Raw genomic sequence first — 19,712 nt, 5'->3', positions numbered from 1 at the left:
ACTTCATTGTGGTGGTGACCTCGTTACGGCTGCAGCAACAACTTGCCCTCGCGGGGTGGCGACGGCGGTACGTTGTAGCGGTTAAGCGCCCAAGCGGCGATGTCCTTAAACAGTGGGGCTGCTGACTGACCGCCGTCACCATGGACACCACGCTGGGGTTCGTCAAGCATAATGCCAATGACAAAACGGGGATCGTCGGCAGGCGCGATGCCTGCAAACGTGATGTGGTACTTGGAATTCGAGTACGCGCCGGTGTCGGGGTCAAACTTCTGCGCCGTACCTGTCTTGCCTGTGAGCGAGTATCCCTCAATACTATTGCCGGCCGCGGTACCCGACTGCTGCCCCGTGGGATCAGACTGCATAACGCCTTCAAACATAGCGCGCACAGTTTGGGCGGTCTCCGGGCTAACCACACGCACTGTTTCCGGGCGCTCTGTTGCCGTCTTCGTGCCGTCCGGGGAAATTGTCGAACGAATCATACGCGGCGGGATGCGCTCGCCATCGTTGGCGATTGCCTGGAAAACTCCTGTCATCTGCAGCAGTGTCATGGCCATACCCTGACCAATGGGCAGGTTCGCAAATGTACCGCCGGACCACTGCGGACGCTGTGGCACAAAGCCGGACGATTCACTGGGCAACTCGATACCCGTGGACTGCCCCAGCCCGAAGAGATGCAGCATCTCAGCGAAGCGGTCCTGACCCAAACGCTCTGCCAGCATTAGGGTGCCGACATTGGAGGACTTGCCGAATACACCGGTCGTCGTGAAAGCTTCCGTGCCGTGCTCCCATGCATCGCGCACGGTGACACCCGCCATATCAATCGTGCCCGGAACCTGCAGAACCTCATCCGGTGTGGTCTTGCCGTCTTCGATAGCGGCCGCTGCGGTAATAATCTTTGCTACAGAGCCCGGCTCAAATGGGTTCGATACAGCGGAGTTTCCGATAGTGCGCCCCTCTTCGAGCTCGGCCCCCATATCCTTATTCGGGTTAGCCGTGTCCGCCTGCGCCATTGCAAGCACTTCGCCGGTCTTCGCGTCGAGCACGACTGCCGACGCATCCTTCGCTCCCGAGTTGGCCTTCGCCTGGTTGACCTGCTGCTGGACAAAGTACTGCATGTCGAGGTCCAGGGTCAGCTCGTAAGTCGTACCGTCCACAGCTGCGTGGACATCGCGCGTGGATCCCGGGATTGCCACACCGTTAGAGGCGATATCAATGGTCTTGCCACCGTTAATACCCTGCAAAGTGGCATCACGAGAGGCTTCAAAGCCGAACTGGCCGACGCCATCCATGCCAATCTTGCCGATGACGTTAGCCGCCGTCGCCCCATTCGGGTACTGGCGAATATCCTGACGCTCCGCCACCAGTTCCGGATACTTTTCCACGATGGCAGCGGCCTTGTCCGGGTCGACATTACGCACGAGCACCTCATAGGTGCTGTCCTCATTGCGCAGCTTCTCCAGAATGTCCTTCGAGCTCACCCGGGACGGCGCGCTCATCACCGAGTTCTCCTCGGTTTCGGGTTCCGCTTGACGACGGCGACTGCTTCCCGACTTCTCCGCGTCGATGTCGGCCACGTCGAGTAGCTTCGGCAAATCCTTGGCGATCTGCTCGAGGCGTTCATCGTAGGTAGCGACATCATCCGGGCGCTGCTTATGGGCGTCCCCAATCCACTTGCGCAAAGTGTTCGGGTGAACGGTAATACTGCGTGCCTCCATAGTGAAGGCAAGCTGAGCTCCGTTACGATCGAGAATCGCACCGCGCCGAGCTGCATCAACAACTTCCACCGTGCGCTGATTCTGCGCCGCCGCCGACAGGTCAGGACCTGCGACGAGCTGCACCCAAGCCAAACGGGAGACCAGCACTACAACTGCGATAGCGCCTATAAACTGCAGCCAGTTGCGACGTCGGATGAAGTCCTTATTACTAATGCGCATTTTTTCGCGCGGGGGCACGCTTCGGTTGGTTTTAGCATCGAGCCCCCGGCTGCGCTGACCATCCCGAACGCGACTTTGGCCTCTGCGCTCACGGGATGTAATTCGGTAAGCACGTTCGCCGAAGTCATACCCCCCTCCACGGTTGGGGTAGTCGTCTTCAGATCGAATCATGCGCTAGTGCTTTCTACTAAGTCGATTCTCCCGCGCGCGATAACGTTAGGCGGTATTCCCTGCCATCGCGAGTACTGAATTAATTAGTCTACAGTCGACTGACCAGAAACAGTGGAACCGCCAGAATATCGGACAGTTGGCCAGTTTGGCCCAGTTTGTTTTCTAAGTTCCTACGGTGCTGGAGCTGGCTCGGGTGCCGGAGCTTCCGGTGCTTCCGGCGCCGCGACTGGCGCTTCTGGGGCTGGCGCTGGCGCTTCAGCCTCAGGCGCGGGTGCCGGAGCCGGCGCAGGTGCTGGTGCGGGCTCATGGTTCTGCGGCGCATACGGAGCGGTTGCCGGCAACCCGTTCGGACGTGGGTGCGCTTCCTCAATGGCCGGTGCCTGCATCCCCGGAACATTCTCGGTGTCCTTCGGGTTCGACGACGGCGCATGCGGAACATTCGGCGACTCACTGTTGAGGTCGATAATCTTCTGCTGCTTCTCATCGCCCGGTCGCACTTCCACGACCTTGCCTTCCGGATCAGTCGTCAAAACGGCAGGCTGCTCCGGATTGACCATGCCCTCTTCCACAGCACGCTGCGCGATAGCACCGGTTGACTTCATGTAAGCAACATCCCGCTCGAGCACCTCCAGCTGGTTACGCAGCTCCTTTTCCTTGGTCTGCGCAGCATCCAGCTGCAAGGATGTCGAGGTCGAAATACCCGACAGCCACATCGCCGCCACGATTCCGGCAACGACGAGAATAATCATCACGGCCGCACCGGCAAACTTGTGGTTATCCCTCGAGGACGTCGTAACGCGACGCCCACGCACCGAGATGACCTGCTGAGAACCTGTGCGCCCAAACCGCCTGCGCTGATAAAGATCCTGTTTCGTGCGGGCGCTGCGGCCGCGCTGACGAGTCTTCGTCTTGGCACCGGCGACGGTTGCAGATGCGCCGCGGGAGGTGCGCCGGGTGGGGGCGTGCTCCGTGATTGTCGTTGCCATGCTCGAAAGTTCTCCCAGTACTTAGATTGTGAAGGGTGCGTTTGGTGCGGTTGAAAGGTTTGGGTCAATCGGCTCGAATTCGCTCGATACAGCGAACTCTCACCGGTGCGGCTCGGGGGTTGTCTTCGATCTCGCTTGCCGACGCCTTTTCCGCACCTCTCGTGATGAGAGCAAAGTGCGGTTCATGCCCCGGAAGCTCCATCGGGAGCCCCGGTGGGGTTGTCGACTTCACGCGCTCCGCAAAGTCCTTCTTGACGATGCGGTCTTCCAGGCTCTGGTAGCTCATGAACACTGCACGCCCATCGACTGCGAGTGCATCGCAGACCTGTGGCAGTACATTTTCCAGAGCTTCAAGCTCACGATTTACCTCGATACGAAGAGCCTGAAACGTACGCTTGGCCGGGTGTCCGCCCTTGCGGCGAGATGCCGCCGGAATGGTTTCGTAGAGCAGCTCAACCAGACGGCCGGAGGTCGTAAACGGTTCCTTCTCCCGCTCACGCAGGATTGCCGAGGCGATCTTGCCGGCGAAGCGCTCGTCGCCGTAGGTCGATAGGATGCGCGCGATATCACCGTGCGAATAGGTATTGAGCACATCCGCTGCGGTAATCCCCTGGCTTGCATCCATGCGCATGTCCAGCGGGGCGTCGACTCGGTAGGCGAATCCACGATTGACCTGGTCAAGCTGCATCGAGGAAACACCGAGATCGAAAAGCGCACCTGCAATGCCCTTCTCAGCGGCGCGGGCGAGAATATCCTCCGCGCCACTTCCACCAGCGGCTGCAGGAATCTCACCACTGAGCACCTCGGCGAGCGAATCGAAACGCACACGGAAGGCTACAAAGCGATCACCGAAGCGCGCGAGACGCTCTTCTGCCCCTCGCAGTGCATTGTCATCGCGATCGAGTCCAATGACGCAGAGATTCGGGAACTGCTCCAGCAGATATTCCGTGTGCCCACCGGCACCAAGAGTGCCGTCGACAACTACTGCGTCGTCACCCAGTGCCTCGATGCCCGGGCGCAACAAATCAGTTACTCGATGAAGCAAAACGGGGACATGACCAAACTCGCCGGACTTGCGATCATCCGCAGGTGCCGATCCGTTCATTTCCCCCTCCTCACCGGGTATGTTTGCACTGGTCAGAGAATCTATCGAGTGTATTCCCGGTTTGCTTAACGACGAGTGCCGCGCCAGCAACCAGACCGCACCTCATGAGCACTACTGGGAATGCTGCTATCGGTGCTTAAAACAAAAAGCGGGGATGTTCACAGGGCCCCGCCTGACAGAACCTGGTATCGGGGAAGTACACCAGGGGCTATCAGGCAGAGTCCATGCGGACATTCCCTCTTTTCGGTTATTCCATGCGGTTTATAAAACGCCGAACAGCGAGTCATCCTCACCTTCGGAGAAATCAGCTTCATGCTCCGCCTGGTAGGCCTCCCAGGACTCTTTGTCCCAGATCTCCAGAAAGTCAATAGAGCCGATAACCACGCACTCCTTGGAGAGATTCGCGTACCGACGGTGATCCATCGATAACGTGATTCGCCCCGAACCATCGGGCCGCTGCTCATCGGTGCTCGCCGCAAGATTTCGGATGAAAGCTCGCGCCTTGGCATTCGTACGAGAGGCCTTAGTAGCCCGCTGAGCTAATTTGACGAACTCCTCTTTCGGATACACCGCCAGAGAATGATCCTGTCCCTTAGTGACCATCAGGCCACCTGCGAGATCCTCGCGGAACTTCGCCGGCAACGTCAGGCGCCCTTTGTCATCAAGCTTCGGCGTATAGGTGCCCAGAAACATGCGTCACTGGCCTCCTATCCCCGTGTCAACCTCAATGTCAACGCACAAACGCTTACCGAATTCAGGGATTTAGGCGTTGCCTTCAAGCAGAGCCGGAGGGCTGTGCTTTCCCGCTGTGCCAAAATCTCGCCAAACTTTAAGCGCAAATCGGATATTCACTTCTGCAATGTTGACCAACCTCAATCAACATCATGCCCCACTTTACCCCACTATCTGCCACTATCAACACAAGAAGGAGAAAAATAGCCACAGCATCAGCGCAACCCCACCGCTAGGACATCTGCTTTAACCCAATTGACCTGGACTTTTAAAGAATCACCTCGACAATTAAAGCGCGAATAAAAAGTGGGGCACCCACCCGCGACCACGCCGATAACGACGCCACACCAACCACATTGTTAACAGAAAGCAGTTTACGCCCCACTACCCACCACTTACCTGCTAAAAACCATCCAGATTCAACCTGGTCGCCAGACTTAGTGCGTTGACCTGCAATTTTGTGTCGCCAGAGCCAAACTTTCGGAGATACCAACAACGACCGCAGATAAGAATTCCTCCATCCCAATAGCTAAGTGGGGGAAAGTGGGGACTCGGGGTGGGGCAAAGTGGGTGAGATCTTGTGGAGACGATTCACGTCTAGAAAAACAAAAAAGTGAGGGCAAGCCATCGCTGGCTTGCCCTCACTTGTTAATTCTTGAGGCTTATCCCCTAACGCCCCTCGAAGCGGCCACGGAAACGCGATTCCAACGTGGAATCACCAGAGGAGCCACGGCTACCCGAGGTCCCTCGACGACTCTTTGCCGCCCCGGACTTAGACTTTCCAAAGCTCAGCCCCGAAGCAGAACTAGCCTTCTCCTGCTTACCGGCGCCGGTCAGAGCCCAAACGCCGGAACCGAACATAAGGCCAAAGCCGGCAACCGATAACACAATGAACCAATTGCTCACAGAGAAAAGAGCGACGCCGCCAATCAACATCAGCAGACCGAGGAGCATGAGCGCAAAAACCTGGATGGAAAACCCACGAGGTGCGCTGTTTTCCTCCGGAAAGCTGAACGCATTTCCGGCCATCGTCGAACTAAATTTAGGATCCTCAGCGTAGAGTGCAGACTCGATTTCGTCGAGCATCCGCTGTTCGTGCTCAGATAGTCCCACAATTCCTCCATCGCCTACTTGAGCATTGCCCACCGCGATACTGGCGAGCCTTGACCCCTCAACTAACAATGCCGATACAACAAAGTTAATTACAGGCCACGTGCTGCTAACGCGGCGTCCGTTAGCTTCATTCTTACCCCTTCAACGGGCGACTCACCTCTATTGTTCCATGAATCCGAACAATCCCCCATTTATTTAGGAAAGCAACGCTCTAACACGCCCCCACCGGCTTACGCAGCCGCGGACAGAACACCCAGCTCAGCCCGGACAGCCCCCAAGAATGCACAACTTAAATCCCACAACTCCTGCGCCCGCCGAGAGTCAATGCGACGCGAAATACCCAACCGGACTTCCTCACGCAGCGCGGTGAACTGCTCAAACTTGGTGACCCAGCTATCAAATTCGGGCTGCTCTTTCTTTAAACGCAACCAGGCACTCTGTGTTGCCGAACGACGACGCTTAACTACCGAGCCCGAACGAGCGCCCGAGCCAGAACCCCCAGCCACCGACACATCGTCGCGATTCAACAGCGCGCCTGCGCAACGCAGCGCCGCACAGTAGGAAAGCTCCAACATCTCATCAGAGCTGGCATTCCAAGCATTCGCTAGCAGAGCCTCTGCCCGCCCCAGCAGCTCCAGCGATTGCCTTGAGACACCGACCGGGGCGACCAAACCCGACTGCGAAATCGCCCTAAACTCCACCACGTTCGACCTTGCCACCACCCTGCTTCTCCTTTCACACAGCATTCACATGAGCACGGATTTTCCGCTTCCCCTTAGCGGGATTGACTGCAATCTATCCCCAACCCCGGACTACGCCAGGCATACTTTCGCACAACTGTTCGACTCGATGTTATTGCAGTAATCTCACAACTAAGTTCGTCTAAGTCGCTAATCTGGTCACTGTGAAATACAGCGTGGTTCCGATGACAGCAGGAGACTTCAATCTCCGCCTGCAAGAAGCAGTGGCTCTCTACATCACCGCGATGCAGTACAACCCCGCGATCTTGCCCGGTCGTCTCCACGAATGGCAGAAGCAAACCACTCAACCCGGCTTCATGGCTGCTGCAGCCATAGCTCACCCCGAAGAGCTCTCCCCTGCCCACGCTCTCCGCGACCCGCGCTGCAGGTTGGTCGGCATCGGCTACTGCCGTACAGGATTGGACACGCACTGGTGGTATCGCCAGGTAAGAGATGGACTGCTCATGGACGGGCGCTCGCTACCGGACGTCGTCAAGCTCTTGGGCAACTACGCCGAACTGTCTGAGATTCACATTCACCCCAGCTTTCAGGGGCGGGGACTCGGTAAACGGTTGCTCCACGAGTTGGTCGATTCCCGCCCGGAGACGCGAGTTCTGTTGTCAACCCCGGAATACCCGAATGAGGCCAATAGGGCATGGCAGCTCTACCGCCAATTTGGTTTCAAAGATGTTTTAAGGAACTTTTATTTCACAGGGGACTCTCGTCCCTTCGCAGTTCTAGGAGTAGATCTTCCCCGTGACATCATCACCGAGTGAACCTTCCACACCACGTCAACGACTTTCGCCTCTGCGCATTGCCACAGCAATGGCCGGAATTGCCGCCATCTTGCCGCTCAGCGGCTGCTTTGACGCACAGGCTGGCATTACCATTTCCGGCGACGACAGAGTCTCGGGCACAATTCACGTAACACCCACGGAGGAAGTCCGTTCCCAATTTGAGCAGTGGCAAGTACCGGAAGATCTCTCCGACCGCGTCTCGCAGGGAGTAATCGACTCCTCCACAGGAAAGATGGAAGTCTCGTTCAACGAGCTGCACTTCATTGAACTCACCGATACGCTCCGACAGCTTTCCGACGATCGCGTAGACATCGACCTAGACCGTACCGGTGGCGGCAAGATTTCGATGAACGGCCACATGGATTTGACTCACCTGCCCGGCGCGAAGGTTGATTTCGTCGTCGCGTTCCCGGAGCAGGTTACTGACTCCAATGGCCGCCAGACCGAACCGAACAAGGTGGAATGGCAGCTCGCCAGTGGCGAGAACCATAATGTATGGGCTTCGTCGCCGGCTGGATCCACCAAGCGGAATCAATTCCTATTATTTGCCGGTGTGACCACAGCCGCCGGTGTCCTAGCCTCAGTGCTAGGTGTCCTGTGGGCGCGAAGAGTTCGCGACATGCAGGACTTTTAGCAATTAAAAACCGCCGCGCAGCATATCCTGGCCGGTGCCCCATTCGGGCGCCATGCCGAGGTTGTGCAAAACTTCCTGGGAGGCGCGAGCGAAGTTCATAGTCATAAAGTGCAGCCCCGGCACGCCTTCGGCGATGAGCCGCTCTGCCATGTTGGTCGAAAACTCGATACCAATCTTGCGAATCTCATCTTTATTGGCCTGCTCGTCACCATCTGCTGCCTTAATCAGGCGTTCCTCCAAATCGGATGGCAACTGTGCCCCGGAGAGCTCAACCTGCCTGCGCACTGAGCGCAGCGATGTAATCGGCATCAGCCCCGGAATGATGGGCTTGGCACCGTGCACTGGGTCGGCTTCCACCAGGCGGTCTCGAAGGCGCAAGTAGTGCTCAATATCGAAGAACATCTGCGTAATCGAGTATTCGGCTCCCGCGCGCAGCTTGGCCAGCGTGTACTGCGTGTCATGGTCCAAATCCGGCGAGCGGTAATGTCCCTCCGGGAACGACGCAATGCCGATTTCAAATTTCTCGAACTCCGGCTCGGCCTTAATTAGCTCAATCAGTTCGCTGGCGTAGTGCAGACCGCCCTCGGTCTCCACCCAAGGGCCAAGCGGGTCTCCCGGCGGGTCACCACGCAGAACGAGCAGATTCGTCAGCCCCGCGCTGAGATAAGAGCGCAGGATTTCCCGCAGCTCGTCGACAGTGTGCTCTACCAATGTCAGGTGCACAAGCGTTGTAAGCGGCTGCCTCGAAACGCGCTGGGCGATTCGCAGGGTGCGGTCGCGGCTAGAACCACCGGCGCCGTAGGTCACGGATGCAAAGGAGGCACCAAGATCATGGAAAGCCTCAGCTGCTCGGAGAAGACGTTCCTCGGCCGCGTCGTCACGCGGGGGCATGAACTCGACCGAGAAGGGAATACTGCCCGCGCTCGGCATTGAAAGCGCCTGGCGGATTGTCACTTGGCGGCCTGGCGACAGTGGCATTGTTGAGGACATAGTCACTCATACTAAGCGGTGTCCTATTCTTGAGTCAGCATTACCCGTCATCGACGAGAGGCTCACATGAGCGAAGAACTGGATTTGGCCGCGCTACAGCCCCGCGAAGTACCAGCTACTGTTACCAAAACGCTGGAGAATTACCTCAAAAGCCGTGGCGACGATGTCGCGTCGGTCGATGCGGTGTACACCGAGGCCATAGATTCGCTCCACTCCTTCGTCCTCAATGGGGGCAAGCGCGTGCGTCCAGCCTTCGCCTGGCAGGGGTGGTTGGGGGCAGGCGGCCTCGAAGGCCGTTTCTCCCCAGCCGAGGATTCCCTGGCTGTGATGAACGCGGTGAGTGCCTTGGAACTCATTCAAGCCTGCGCACTCATTCATGACGACATCATCGATGACGCTGATACGCGCCGTGGCGCACCGACTATCCACAAGGTATTCGAGGCCAAGCACGAGGCCAATAGCTGGAATGGAGCCGCCGACCGCTTCGGTATTTCCGCCGCGATTCTCATTGGCGATGTCGCCCTGACCTGGGCTGATGACATGATGCACTCTTCAGGCCTCAGCTCGGAGGCGCTAACCCGCGCACTTGTCCCCTGGCGGGCGATGCGCACTGAAGTACTTGGCGGCCAACTGCTCGATATCACGGCCGAAGCCAGCCGGGACAGTCGCGTCGAGACCGCTGAGAAAATCAATCTGTTCAAGACCGCCGCCTACACCATCGAGCGGCCGCTCCACATTGGTGCTGCGATTGCCGGCGCCCCAGCGGAATTGGTTGAGGCCTACCGCAGCTTCGGCCGCGATATCGGTGTGGCATTCCAGCTCCGCGACGATCAGCTGGGTGTTTTCGGCGATCCCGAAGTCACGGGCAAGCCTGCCGGCGATGACCTCCGCGAGGGCAAGCGAACCGTACTGGTCGGCCAGGCTTTAAGCCTCTACCTCGATTCCGCACCTGAAAAGGCCCGCTTTATCGATGAACGCCTGGGAGCGGTCTCGTCTGCTGCAGATATTGATGAGCTACGAAATCTCATCGCTGATTCCGGCGCTGCCGATGCCGTCGAACGTGAAATTGACCGCCTGACCAGCCGCGCTTTCTCCACTATCGAGAATGCCGACCTGCCTGCAACGTCGCGCGAGAACCTCATTGCTATGGGCGTTCGCGCCACCGCTCGTCAGCATTAGACCAGGTGTTGCGTAGTCATGCCCGCTGCTTCCCCCACTCGTGCCCCCATTAATTCCCCGCGTCTGCGACGTGCGGTCACTCGTCCTCATAAGGGCTCCAAACCACGACTGACCATCATCGGCGCAGGCCTGTCCGGACTTACCGCCGCGCTCTACGCCATCGCCGATGGCTACGATGTCACCGTTGTCGAGCGGGGAAGTTTCGTCGGCGGACGCTGCGCCAGTGAACCCATCACAGTCGATATCGACGAGCAATCGCTCACCGCAGTCTTCGACACTGGCGCAACTGTATGGACCATGCCCTCGCTTGTCGACGATGCCCTCGCCGCCGTCGGCCTCTACGCGCGCGATATCGACCCGGGTTTTTCGGCCTCCCCAATCACGCCCACCTACCGTGCGGAATTTGCCACCCGCGGCGGACTCGACGTGTTTTCCAACGAAGACATGATGGCCGATGAACTCGCGCGCTTCGGTGCCTCTGACTCCACCGTCGCCGGTTACCGCAAACTTCGCACGTGGCTGCAAACTCTCTTCAATGCCTGCTTCGACAACTTCATGTCCCGCAGCTTTGACCGCGTTACGGACCTATTCACCGGGCCCGGCGCGCTTCGCGACCTCACTACGCTCCTCCGACTCGGTGCCTTCGGCGCCCTCGAACCTAAGATTCGTGCCTTCCTCGGAGATAATGATCTCGCTCGCGTTTTCAGCTTCCAGGCGCTTTACGCAGGTGTGCCTCCCGCTAAGGCCCGTGCGGTCTACGGCTGCATTTCCCACATGGATACCTCGATGGGGGTTTACTATCCGCACTCCCCCGCATTTGGTTCGGGTATAGGCGCCGTCAGCGAGTTGCTCGCCGAGGCCGTCCGTCGAGCTGGCGGAACCATCGACTTCGGCGTTGATGTCACTGGGCTGAAAGTTGACGAAGCAGGCTTTGTCTCCGCCATCACCACGGCAACTGGCGAGCGTCTCACCGATGCCGTCATCGCTACGACCGATTTACCTGTGGTGCAGAGCTGGCTTCACGACGCGGCTACCTCTGCCGCCGGTAGCTCATCGAAGCGGCGAGGCCTTCGGAGCGTCGTAAAGCGGACGGGAGCGCGACGGTTGTTCCCAGTTCGATTTTCTCCATCGGCGGTGGTGGCGCACGGGCTGATTCCGGTTTCGGAGACTGCGACGTGGCCGAAGCGGCATCACCTGATTTCGTTTGGCGAAAAGTGGAACGAAACCTTTGAGGAGATCTCGTCACCGCGTCATGGAAAGCTAATGTCGGACCCATCATTGCTGGTCACCCGGCCTGCGGTGAGCGCGCCGGAGCGTATTGTCACAGATGCGAACGGCGTGCAGTGGGAGCCCGTCAGTGTGCTCGCGCCGTGCCCCAACTTGCAGTCGGCCAATCTGATCTGGTCACGAATCGGTGGGGACTACGTTGCGAAAATAACCGCTGAGCTGGAGCGGCGCGGACTGACCGGGATTTCTACGAAGTGGCGAGTCGGTCGGATCGATACCCCTCAGCAGTGGCAAGAACGCGACATGGGCGTTGGCTCGCCGTTTGGGCTGGCGCATCTGTTCCGACAGACGGGGCCGTTCCGTCCCCGCAACTTCTCTCCGAAGATGCCAAAGAATCTGACGCTGGCGGGATCGACGACGGTGCCGGGGGTTGGCGTGCCGACGGTCATGATTTCGGGACGACTTGCGGCACAGCGGTTTGAAACGCCTTAGCTCATGAATGTCTCCCGGATGTCTGCCGGTGGTCACTGACCAATTAGGATTAATGCATCAGCAATGTATCGATTGTTTAGGTTGACATGAATTTATCGCGGAGTGCTCAGCTGGGTGTCTACGGTGGCATCCTCATTGCTCTGGGCTCCTACGGTTCCGGTGCGAATCGCTACCGTGGCGGCCTTGTCCACGCTCTGGGACTCGACTGGATCACCTACGGTCACGGTCAGATTTTCTGTGAGATTGTGATTTGGGTAGGTATCGCCCTGCTGCTTATCTCGTGGCTGCGCATCGGGCGGGAACTGCTGTTCTCGAAGGGGACCATCCGGGACATTGTGGCCGGTTCTGCCCATGATGGCGACGCAGCAGACGCTGCGGTTCCAGCGAACGCTGGCGGCGATGAGTCCACGTTGCGTCGGTTCAATTCAATCCTGATGGCCTGGGCAATTCCCCTCGCGCTGGCCGCACCGCTGTTCTCTCGCGATGTCTATTCGTATCTCATGCAGGGCGCGATGGTCCGCGATGGGTTTGATCCCTACACTGAGGGAGCTGCAGCCAATCCAGGGCCGATGCTGCTGGAGGTATCCGCAGATTGGCGGAATACCACCACCCCGTATGGCCCGCTGCATCTGGGAATTGGCGAGGTCATCACGCGGATTGTCGGCGACAACATCACCGTCGGCGTGATTCTCTACCGCATTGTGTGTCTGCTGGGCTTCGCCGCCATTGTCTGGTCGATCCCGCGAATCGCCCGGGAGCTTGGAGCAAATCCGGCTTTCGCACAGTGGCTCGGTGTGCTCAATCCACTGGTGCTACTGCATCTGATTGCGGGTATGCACAACGAGGCACTGATGGTCGGATTGGTCAGCCTGGCACTAGTCGCCGCACTGCACATGGAGCGCATGCGGGGTGGCCTGGTCGCTGCTGTCCTCATCGGAATTGGCGTCGCGCTGAAAGCCACCGCTGTCCTGGCGCTGCCCTTCGTCGTGTGGATTGTGTTGACCAGGCGCGAGCCCATCGCCACGGTTCAAGAGATGCTGCGCAAGATTCCGGCGATTGCCGGTGTGGGCATCGTGTTGGTCGCAGTTTGCGTCGGCACGCTTGCAGTGGTGACGTGGCTGACCGGCTCGAGCTGGGGCTGGATTTCCGAGATCAGTGGCAATACCAAGGTGATTAACCCCCTGGCAGCACCGTCAGCGGTCGCTGGTGTGATCTCGGGCGTCACGGCGTGGTTCAACGACGACATCGGTTTCAATGTCATCGTCAGCCACACACGCGTGGTCTCCTCCATCATCATGCTGGTGGGACTCGTGATCTCCTGGTTCTACTTCCGAGCCACCCCTCGTAACAATGTCGCTGGCATGATTGCCGCCTACGTGGTGGCCTGCGTATTTAATGCCGTGGCACTTCCCTGGTACTACGCCAGCTTATTGACTCCCATGGGAACGATTCGCCCGCCACGATGGGTGATTCAAGGCACCGTGTTGTTCACATTCATCCTGTCGCTGTCCTTCGCCGGCGGCGGCAATCACCGCTTCTACGACGTGCCCTGGATGGTTATCATTACCGTTCTCGGCTGGCTGGCCGTCGGCTGGCTGACCACTGGAAAATTCAGCTGGAAGTACCCGTGGCGCGACGATAAAACCGCCGCAGACACGGATTCCACGGTGGCGCCCCTGTCGCGGTCGACCGAGGTCGCATAGTTGTCCATGCCCACCCCACAGTCTCTCTCGACCATCGCGCTGCCACAGTCCTACGAGCTCTGCCGCGATATTATGGCCTCCCATGGTCGCACGTATTCCCTGGCCACGCGACTATTGGCACCCCGCCAACAGCGTGCGGTGTGGTCTCTCTACGCCTGGGCACGCATCGTCGATGACTACGTCGACTGCCCCGCCGACGCCGACCGCTCCCCCACACACATCGAAGCCACGGTCACACGTTTAAGCGAGCTTTTCCACTCAGCTGTCGTCATCGGTTCGCTTGACGACGTCCACCGCGACCGCGACCGTGCCGTCATCTCGGCGGCCGCACAGACTTTTCGCGACTACGACATCGATCCACAGCTCTCTGCGGACTTTGTTCACTCCATGTTGATGGACGTGCCCGACACATCGTGCCACATTGCGCATTTTGAAACATGGGAGCAACTCGACTCGTATATGTGGGGCTCCGCAGCAGTCATCGGCCTTGAGATGATGCCCATCCTAGGCACCCGCACAGGGGTCTCCCGTGAGGAAGCCACTCCCTACGCAGAGCTCCTGGGAAAAGCCTTTCAGGTGACAAATTTCCTCCGCGACATCGCCGAGGATTTTCGCCGTGGCCGTATTTACCTACCACTGAATGAGTGGGAGGCCTTCGGAGTGGGTACCGAGGAGATCGGCTACTGTGCCGCCACGGGACAGACGACCCCGGCGGTACGTCAGGCATTGGCCTTCTTCATCGCTCGCAACCGCGCCCTCTATGCCGAAGCCAGCAGCGGCGTGGACATGTTAGAGGTGCCAGGGCGTCAGGCTATCCGTGCCGCGGAGATTCTCTACTCAGACATTCTCGGCGAAATTGAGCGCATGAACTACAACGTCTTTGCGCAACGCGCTCAAGTGGGACGCGCTCGAAAAGCAAAAATCGCCCTCCCGCTGCTTTTCACAGCAGTGGCCGGGCGATTACGACAGGAGCTATCGCGGGCGTAGGACGGCGGGCGTAGGACGCCGTCCGGGTCTTTACAACGCCATAGCCTGTGCGCGGCGCATTACTTCGCGTGCAAGGTGACCGTGCAGGGCGTCCACCGGACGTCCAGGCAGAGATTCATCTTCGGTGAATAGCCACTCCAGCGTTTCTTCTCGCGTGTAGCCGCCGTCGGCAAGCAATGCGAGTGCGCCAGGTACAAAACGCGCGACCTCATCATCTTCAAAGAAGCGGGCGGGAATTTGTGCAATGCCGTCGCGGTGGACTGCAATAAGGCGACCCTCCTGCAGCAACGCGTGAATTCGGGTGACGGTGACGCCAATGAGGTCAGCGGCATCGGGCAGCGCAAGAGTGGGTTCGTCGGCGCTCAGGACATCGTGGCAAGTTGGAATCTTTCTCACACTGGTCACTTTAGCGCGTTGGCCTTGCAGTAGGTACGTCCCCATATACTTATTAGAAGCAACTGATTGGAACAGGGAAGGCTGGTTTATGTCGCAGCTTGTCGAGGGGCAGATTCTCGATGGTCGCTACCGCATCGGAGCCACCATCGCACACGGTGGCATGAGCACCGTGTACTGCGCCACCGATTTGCGGCTCGATCGCAGGGTGGCCGCAAAGGTCATGGATCCGCGTTTTGTCGACGACGAGTCTTTCCGCATCCGCTTCGAACGTGAGGCCCGCGCGGTCGCGCACCTCAATGACGAGTCGCTTGTCAACGTCTACGACCAGGGCACGGACCCGGCGGGGCATGTTTTCCTCATTATGGAATTCGTCGACGGTGGGACCCTCCGCGAACTGCTCCGTCAGCGCGGTCCGATGCCTCCGCATGCAGCTGCCGTCGTGATGCGCTCAGTTCTGCGCGCCCTATCGGTGGCGCATTCCCGCGGCATGGTGCACCGAGATATCAAGCCGGAAAATGTGCTGATTGCCTCGGACGGGCGAGTGAAGCTGGCGGACTTCGGTCTAGTGCGCGCGGCCGCTGATGCCAAGGTGACCTCTAACTCGGTCATCGTCGGCACCGTCGCTTATCTGGCTCCGGAGCAGGTCACGGGTGAATCCATCTCCCCTGCATCCGATGTGTATGCGGCGGGTATTTTGCTCTTTGAGCTGCTTACCGGCACCACGCCATTCATCGCCGATTCTTCGCTCGGCGTTGCCATGAAGCGATTGAACGAAGATGTCCCGCCACCCTCGGAGTTCATCGACGGCGTTCCCGAGGAGTTCGACGAGTTGGTCGCCCGCGCTTGTTCCCGCAGGCCGGAGGATCGGTTTGAGACGGCCGAGGAATTCGGTGACGCACTCGAAGACATTGCGGACAAACTCGCGCTGCCACCATTCCGCGTGCCGTCGCCCGTCAATTCAGCAGCCGCCAACGCTGCCGCCATGGAGGGGCTCACAGAGGACTTCCACCGACCGGGCAACGACCATTTCGATGACAGACACGGCACCGCAGAGACGGCACCCGAGCGCTTCGGTCACGACGGCTATGGCTTCTCGACGGACGCACCCGGTAGCCCCGTTTCTTCCCGACCACCGGGACCACCAAACGTTTTCGATGATTTCGACGACCCGGATGCGGGGCGGACACGCACTTTCGATCGCTATGACGAGTACAACCCCCCTGGCTGGGAATCCCCGGAGCCGTCTGGTGGAGCTCTCGTACCAGCCGACGTTCCAGGCGCTCCGGAATATCCGCTGCCGCCGGACACTCAGGGCCCACAGCACCCACAGCATCCGCAGCCGCGATCTGCTCAGACTCAGACGCCTAAGAGCCGTCGAGCTACCCGACAGCGGACGCGCCGTGGATGTGCATTGTGGCTGATTATCGCCCTGGTTGCCACGTTGGGCATGGGGCTTGGCGCATGGTGGCTGGGCTCTGGCCGTTACGGCGAAGTGCCCTCTATCACTGGGCTGTCGCAACCACAGGCGATGACCGCAATCAGTGAGGCGGGCTTTGAACCGGTGGTTGATGAGCGCTACGACAACGATGTCGCAGTGTCCCAGATTATTGGCTCGGACCCCCTGGCTGGAGCGCGGGTTGTCCGCGGTGATGATGTTCGCGTGCTGGTCAGCCTCGGCCGCCCGACAGTGCCCGCATATCCCGCGAACCACTCAAAGGAAGTATTCAGCGCTGCCCTAGCTAAGCGGACGTTGAAAGAAGAGGTCGGAGACCCCGTCTTTTCCGATGATGTCTCCACCGGCGGCTTGGTCTTTGCGGTTCCTGCTCCAGGACAGACCGTCGAAGTTGGCTCGGTTGTGACTGTGCATTACTCCAAGGGGCCAGCACCGGTGAAGGTGCCAAAAATCGTGGGCCTTCAAGAGGATGAAGCTCGTGAGCTGTTGAGTAAGGCCGGACTGGAAGTCCGGGAGGTATCGGCGGAGTTCTCCTCCTCTGCTGAGCCGGAAGAGGTTCTTTCCGTGTCTCCTGAGGAAGGCACTGGCCTCGAACGCGGTAGTTCTGTGACGTTGACCATTAACAACGGCATCGAAGTGCCCAATGTAGTGGGCAAGTCGGAAGATACTGCTCGCCAAATACTGCAGCGCGAGGGCATTGAGGTAAGCGAAGTAAAGGACGCGTCCTCCTCCTCGCGCGACTACGGCCGTGTCGACGCAGTCTCACCGAGTGCAGGTCGTCTGGTTAACCCCAATGATGCGACTGTCACGCTGACCGTATCCAGAGCAGTGAAGGTTCCGCAGCTGCTGGGTAAAACTGTTGCGCAGGCACGTCGTGAAGCGGAGAAACAGCATCTTCAGCTCGACATCGACGGCTCTGCGAACGAGAACGATCGCATCGTATTGCAGTCACCCCGACCGGGCGCTAAGGCCACGGCGGGTGACAGCATTTCGGTCAGCACTCTGTAAAAAGTGCGGCGCGCTAATGAGTGCGGCGCTGCACTAGCTGGGCTAGTTGTACCTAGCTGAGCTGGTTGCAACTAGTTGCGCAGCATCTCGGCAACCAGGAAGGCCAGCTCCAGCGACTGCTGAGTGTTCAAACGCGGGTCACAAGCGGATGCGTAACGGCCTGGCAGGTCGACATCGGAAATGTCCTGCGCGCCACCGAGGCACTCAGTGACATCTTCGCCGGTCAGCTCCACGTGGATACCGCCCGGGTGCGAACCGATCGAGCGGTGCACCTCGAAGAAGCCCTGAACCTCGTCGACAATGCGGTCGAAATGGCGGGTCTTGTAACCATTGGAGGCCGAGTAAGTGTTGCCGTGCATCGGGTCGCACTGCCAAATGACCTTGTGACCAGAAGCTTCCACAGCCTCAACGATGGGAGGCAGCACGGAGCGAACCTTGTCATTGCCCAGACGCGAAGTCAGGGTCAGGCGACCAGGCTGGAAGAACGGGTCGAGCTTGTCGGCGTAAGCGACAGCCTCCTCCGGCGTGGTGGTCGGGCCAATCTTCACACCGACGGGGTTGCCAATCATGGCAGCCAGGTTGATGTGGAAGTCCTCAATGCCACGGGTGCGCTCACCAATCCACAGCTGATGCGCGGAGAGATTGAACAGCTCCTGGTTGCCATCGTTTTCAGAAAGGCGCAGCATAGCGCGCTCGTAGTCAACAACCAGCGCCTCATGCGAGCAGTAAATCTGCGCGGTCTGCAGGTTCGAGTCCGCAACACCACAGGCAGCCATGAACTGCAGTGCGTGATCAATCTCGCGTGCCAGGTCCTCGTAGCGGGCGCCAGCCGGCGAGTTGCTGACGAACTCACGGTTCCACTCGTGCAGACGGTGCAGGTCAGCGGTGCCCGAACCTGTCAGTGCACGTACCAGGTTCATCGCCGCAGAGGCATTGGCGTAAGCACGCACCATTCGAGCTGGGTCGTGAACTCGAGCTTCTTCGGTCGGCTCAACGCCGTTGACCATGTCACCGCGGTAGCTAAGCAAACCGTCGCCGTCGATATCCTTCGAGCGCGGCTTGGCGTACTGACCAGCGATACGAGCCATCTTCACGACCGGAGTGGATGCGCCGTAGGTCAGCACAACGGCCATCTGCAGCAAGGTCTTCACATTGGCGCGGATGTGCGGCTCAGTATTGGACTCAAAGGTCTCCGCACAATCACCGCCCTGCAACAGGAAGGCCTTACCATTAGCGACGTCGGCAAGCTCCTGACGAAGCTTGCGAACCTCAGGCGCGACCACAATTGGCGGCACCGATTCGAGAATGCGACGCACGTTTGCAGCGGCGCGGGCATCCCAGCTTGGCTGCTGTAGGGCTTGGCGGGATACGACATCAGCAAAGCGCTCAGCCATGTCTCCGGGAAGCGGTGGCAGATCGGGCAGGTCATCTACAGGGAGATCAATAGTCCAACTCACAGAAGTTCATTGTAGTGCCCCTGCCAGAAGGGTGTTAGTCAGGTCACCAAATATTCGAATTCCGTTGCTTAATCAAGCGGCAACTTCTGTGCAATCTTTTGAAACTTCAGCAGATTGTGCTGGGCATCTGCCAGCGCGTCGTGCTTACCTGCAGTCTGTTTCGGCAACCGTGGCTTGCCCGCCATCTCCCAGTACTGCTTGAGTTCACGGGTATAACGTGGCATGAACTGCGGCAGCTTGGTCATATCACCCCAAAGCTGCACCAACGCAATGTGATCGTAGGCGCCTACCCAAGCCCACAGCTCTGGGCTGCCCGTACCGGGTTCGGTGAAAAATGCCAGCAGTTCCTCGCGGATCGTGTCCCGGTTCTTCCACAGCGGAGATGAGGGGTTGGGCAGCTGATTGAGCACGTTGGCCCGCACCCACGGGCCGGCCTTGCTCTCATTGAACTCGGTAGACACCGCGTAGTATTCGCGGCCGTCCTCAGCTACGACACCGATGGAGACAAGATCAATAGTCTTGCCGTCTTCAATAAACTCGGTGTCATAAAAATAACGCACGGTGTGGAATCCTCTCCAGCCTCGGCCTCGCGTCGGCTACCTCGCGAC

General features: G+C 59.0%; 17 protein-coding genes. 7 read left to right on the top strand and 10 right to left on the bottom strand.

The window, feature by feature from the left end:
• Positions 1-23 precede the first annotated feature (23 nt).
• The 6 genes from HMPREF2878_RS02155 to HMPREF2878_RS02130 form a co-directional block, all read right to left on the bottom strand.
• Positions 24-1,934 carry a peptidoglycan D,D-transpeptidase FtsI family protein gene (locus HMPREF2878_RS02155; protein ID WP_048731186.1) on the bottom strand — a complete coding sequence of 637 codons (1,911 nt, stop codon included), beginning with the start codon at positions 1,932-1,934 and terminating at the stop codon, positions 24-26.
• Positions 1,935-2,275: 341 nt separating this feature from the next.
• Entirely contained in the window at positions 2,276-3,091 is an 816-nt protein-coding gene (locus HMPREF2878_RS02150; RefSeq protein WP_049190478.1) for a cell division protein FtsL, read from the bottom strand.
• A gap of 64 nt (positions 3,092-3,155) precedes the next feature.
• Complete coding sequence (rsmH, locus tag HMPREF2878_RS02145) at positions 3,156-4,196, bottom strand: 16S rRNA (cytosine(1402)-N(4))-methyltransferase RsmH (RefSeq protein ID WP_049170260.1); 1,041 nt, start codon at positions 4,194-4,196, stop codon at positions 3,156-3,158.
• Positions 4,197-4,457: 261 nt separating this feature from the next.
• Complete coding sequence (mraZ, locus tag HMPREF2878_RS02140) at positions 4,458-4,889, bottom strand: division/cell wall cluster transcriptional repressor MraZ (protein WP_005510286.1); 432 nt, start codon at positions 4,887-4,889, stop codon at positions 4,458-4,460.
• 708 nt (positions 4,890-5,597) lie between these two features.
• Complete coding sequence (locus HMPREF2878_RS02135) at positions 5,598-6,041, bottom strand: DUF3040 domain-containing protein (protein WP_016423008.1); 444 nt, start codon at positions 6,039-6,041, stop codon at positions 5,598-5,600.
• Positions 6,042-6,271: 230 nt separating this feature from the next.
• Positions 6,272-6,760 carry an SAV_6107 family HEPN domain-containing protein gene (locus tag HMPREF2878_RS02130; RefSeq protein ID WP_049170259.1) on the bottom strand — a complete coding sequence of 163 codons (489 nt, stop codon included), beginning with the start codon at positions 6,758-6,760 and terminating at the stop codon, positions 6,272-6,274.
• Between the two features lie 206 nt (positions 6,761-6,966).
• Between HMPREF2878_RS02130 and HMPREF2878_RS02125 the strand changes: the two genes are divergently transcribed.
• Together HMPREF2878_RS02125 and HMPREF2878_RS02120 are read left to right on the top strand one after the other, a co-directional pair.
• Complete coding sequence (locus tag HMPREF2878_RS02125) at positions 6,967-7,557, top strand: GNAT family N-acetyltransferase (protein WP_049170258.1); 591 nt, start codon at positions 6,967-6,969, stop codon at positions 7,555-7,557.
• Positions 7,538-8,212 carry an LppM family (lipo)protein gene (locus HMPREF2878_RS02120; RefSeq protein WP_049170257.1) on the top strand — a complete coding sequence of 225 codons (675 nt, stop codon included), beginning with the start codon at positions 7,538-7,540 and terminating at the stop codon, positions 8,210-8,212. Before HMPREF2878_RS02125 ends, HMPREF2878_RS02120 begins: the two co-directional genes overlap by 20 nt.
• A 3-nt stretch (positions 8,213-8,215) precedes the next feature.
• Here the strand turns inward: HMPREF2878_RS02120 and metF are convergent, their stop codons facing one another.
• Positions 8,216-9,202 carry a methylenetetrahydrofolate reductase [NAD(P)H] gene (gene metF / locus HMPREF2878_RS02115; RefSeq protein WP_016423012.1) on the bottom strand — a complete coding sequence of 329 codons (987 nt, stop codon included), beginning with the start codon at positions 9,200-9,202 and terminating at the stop codon, positions 8,216-8,218.
• Between the two features lie 66 nt (positions 9,203-9,268).
• On the opposite strand from metF, the gene HMPREF2878_RS02110 reads away from it, so the two are divergent.
• From HMPREF2878_RS02110 to HMPREF2878_RS02095, 4 genes are all read left to right on the top strand, one after another.
• Positions 9,269-10,381, top strand: a complete 1,113-nt coding sequence (locus HMPREF2878_RS02110; protein WP_049170256.1) for a polyprenyl synthetase family protein — start codon at positions 9,269-9,271, stop codon at positions 10,379-10,381.
• A gap of 18 nt (positions 10,382-10,399) precedes the next feature.
• Entirely contained in the window at positions 10,400-12,100 is a 1,701-nt protein-coding gene (gene crtI / locus HMPREF2878_RS02105) for a phytoene desaturase family protein (protein ID WP_083310799.1), read from the top strand.
• A gap of 86 nt (positions 12,101-12,186) precedes the next feature.
• Entirely contained in the window at positions 12,187-13,803 is a 1,617-nt protein-coding gene (locus tag HMPREF2878_RS02100) for an alpha-(1->6)-mannopyranosyltransferase A (protein ID WP_070652759.1), read from the top strand.
• 6 nt (positions 13,804-13,809) lie between these two features.
• The gene (locus HMPREF2878_RS02095; RefSeq protein ID WP_070652758.1) at positions 13,810-14,790 is read left to right on the top strand and encodes a phytoene/squalene synthase family protein; all 981 of its coding nucleotides are present in this window, start codon (positions 13,810-13,812) and stop codon (positions 14,788-14,790) included.
• Between the two features lie 30 nt (positions 14,791-14,820).
• On the opposite strand, the gene HMPREF2878_RS02090 is transcribed toward HMPREF2878_RS02095, so the two are convergent.
• Positions 14,821-15,195, bottom strand: a complete 375-nt coding sequence (locus tag HMPREF2878_RS02090; protein WP_005510311.1) for an Rv2175c family DNA-binding protein — start codon at positions 15,193-15,195, stop codon at positions 14,821-14,823.
• 79 nt (positions 15,196-15,274) lie between these two features.
• Between HMPREF2878_RS02090 and HMPREF2878_RS02085 the strand changes: the two genes are divergently transcribed.
• Positions 15,275-17,647, top strand: coding sequence for a Stk1 family PASTA domain-containing Ser/Thr kinase (locus tag HMPREF2878_RS02085; protein ID WP_016423017.1), 2,373 nt, complete (start codon positions 15,275-15,277; stop codon positions 17,645-17,647).
• A gap of 71 nt (positions 17,648-17,718) precedes the next feature.
• On the opposite strand, the gene HMPREF2878_RS02080 is transcribed toward HMPREF2878_RS02085, so the two are convergent.
• Both HMPREF2878_RS02080 and HMPREF2878_RS02075 read right to left on the bottom strand, forming a co-directional pair.
• Positions 17,719-19,104, bottom strand: a complete 1,386-nt coding sequence (locus HMPREF2878_RS02080) for a class II 3-deoxy-7-phosphoheptulonate synthase (protein ID WP_005510339.1) — start codon at positions 19,102-19,104, stop codon at positions 17,719-17,721.
• Between the two features lie 68 nt (positions 19,105-19,172).
• Positions 19,173-19,664, bottom strand: a complete 492-nt coding sequence (locus tag HMPREF2878_RS02075) for a polyadenylate-specific 3'-exoribonuclease AS (RefSeq protein WP_016423018.1) — start codon at positions 19,662-19,664, stop codon at positions 19,173-19,175.
• Between the last annotated feature and the right edge of the window lie 48 nt (positions 19,665-19,712).

Origin of the sequence: Corynebacterium sp. HMSC065H09 (genome assembly GCF_001812845.1) — a bacterium.
Taxonomy (GTDB): Bacteria; Actinomycetota; Actinomycetes; order Mycobacteriales; family Mycobacteriaceae; genus Corynebacterium; species Corynebacterium jeikeium_D.
Note: the sequence above shows the minus strand (reverse complement) of the source record. Positions and strands in the feature narration are given on the sequence as shown.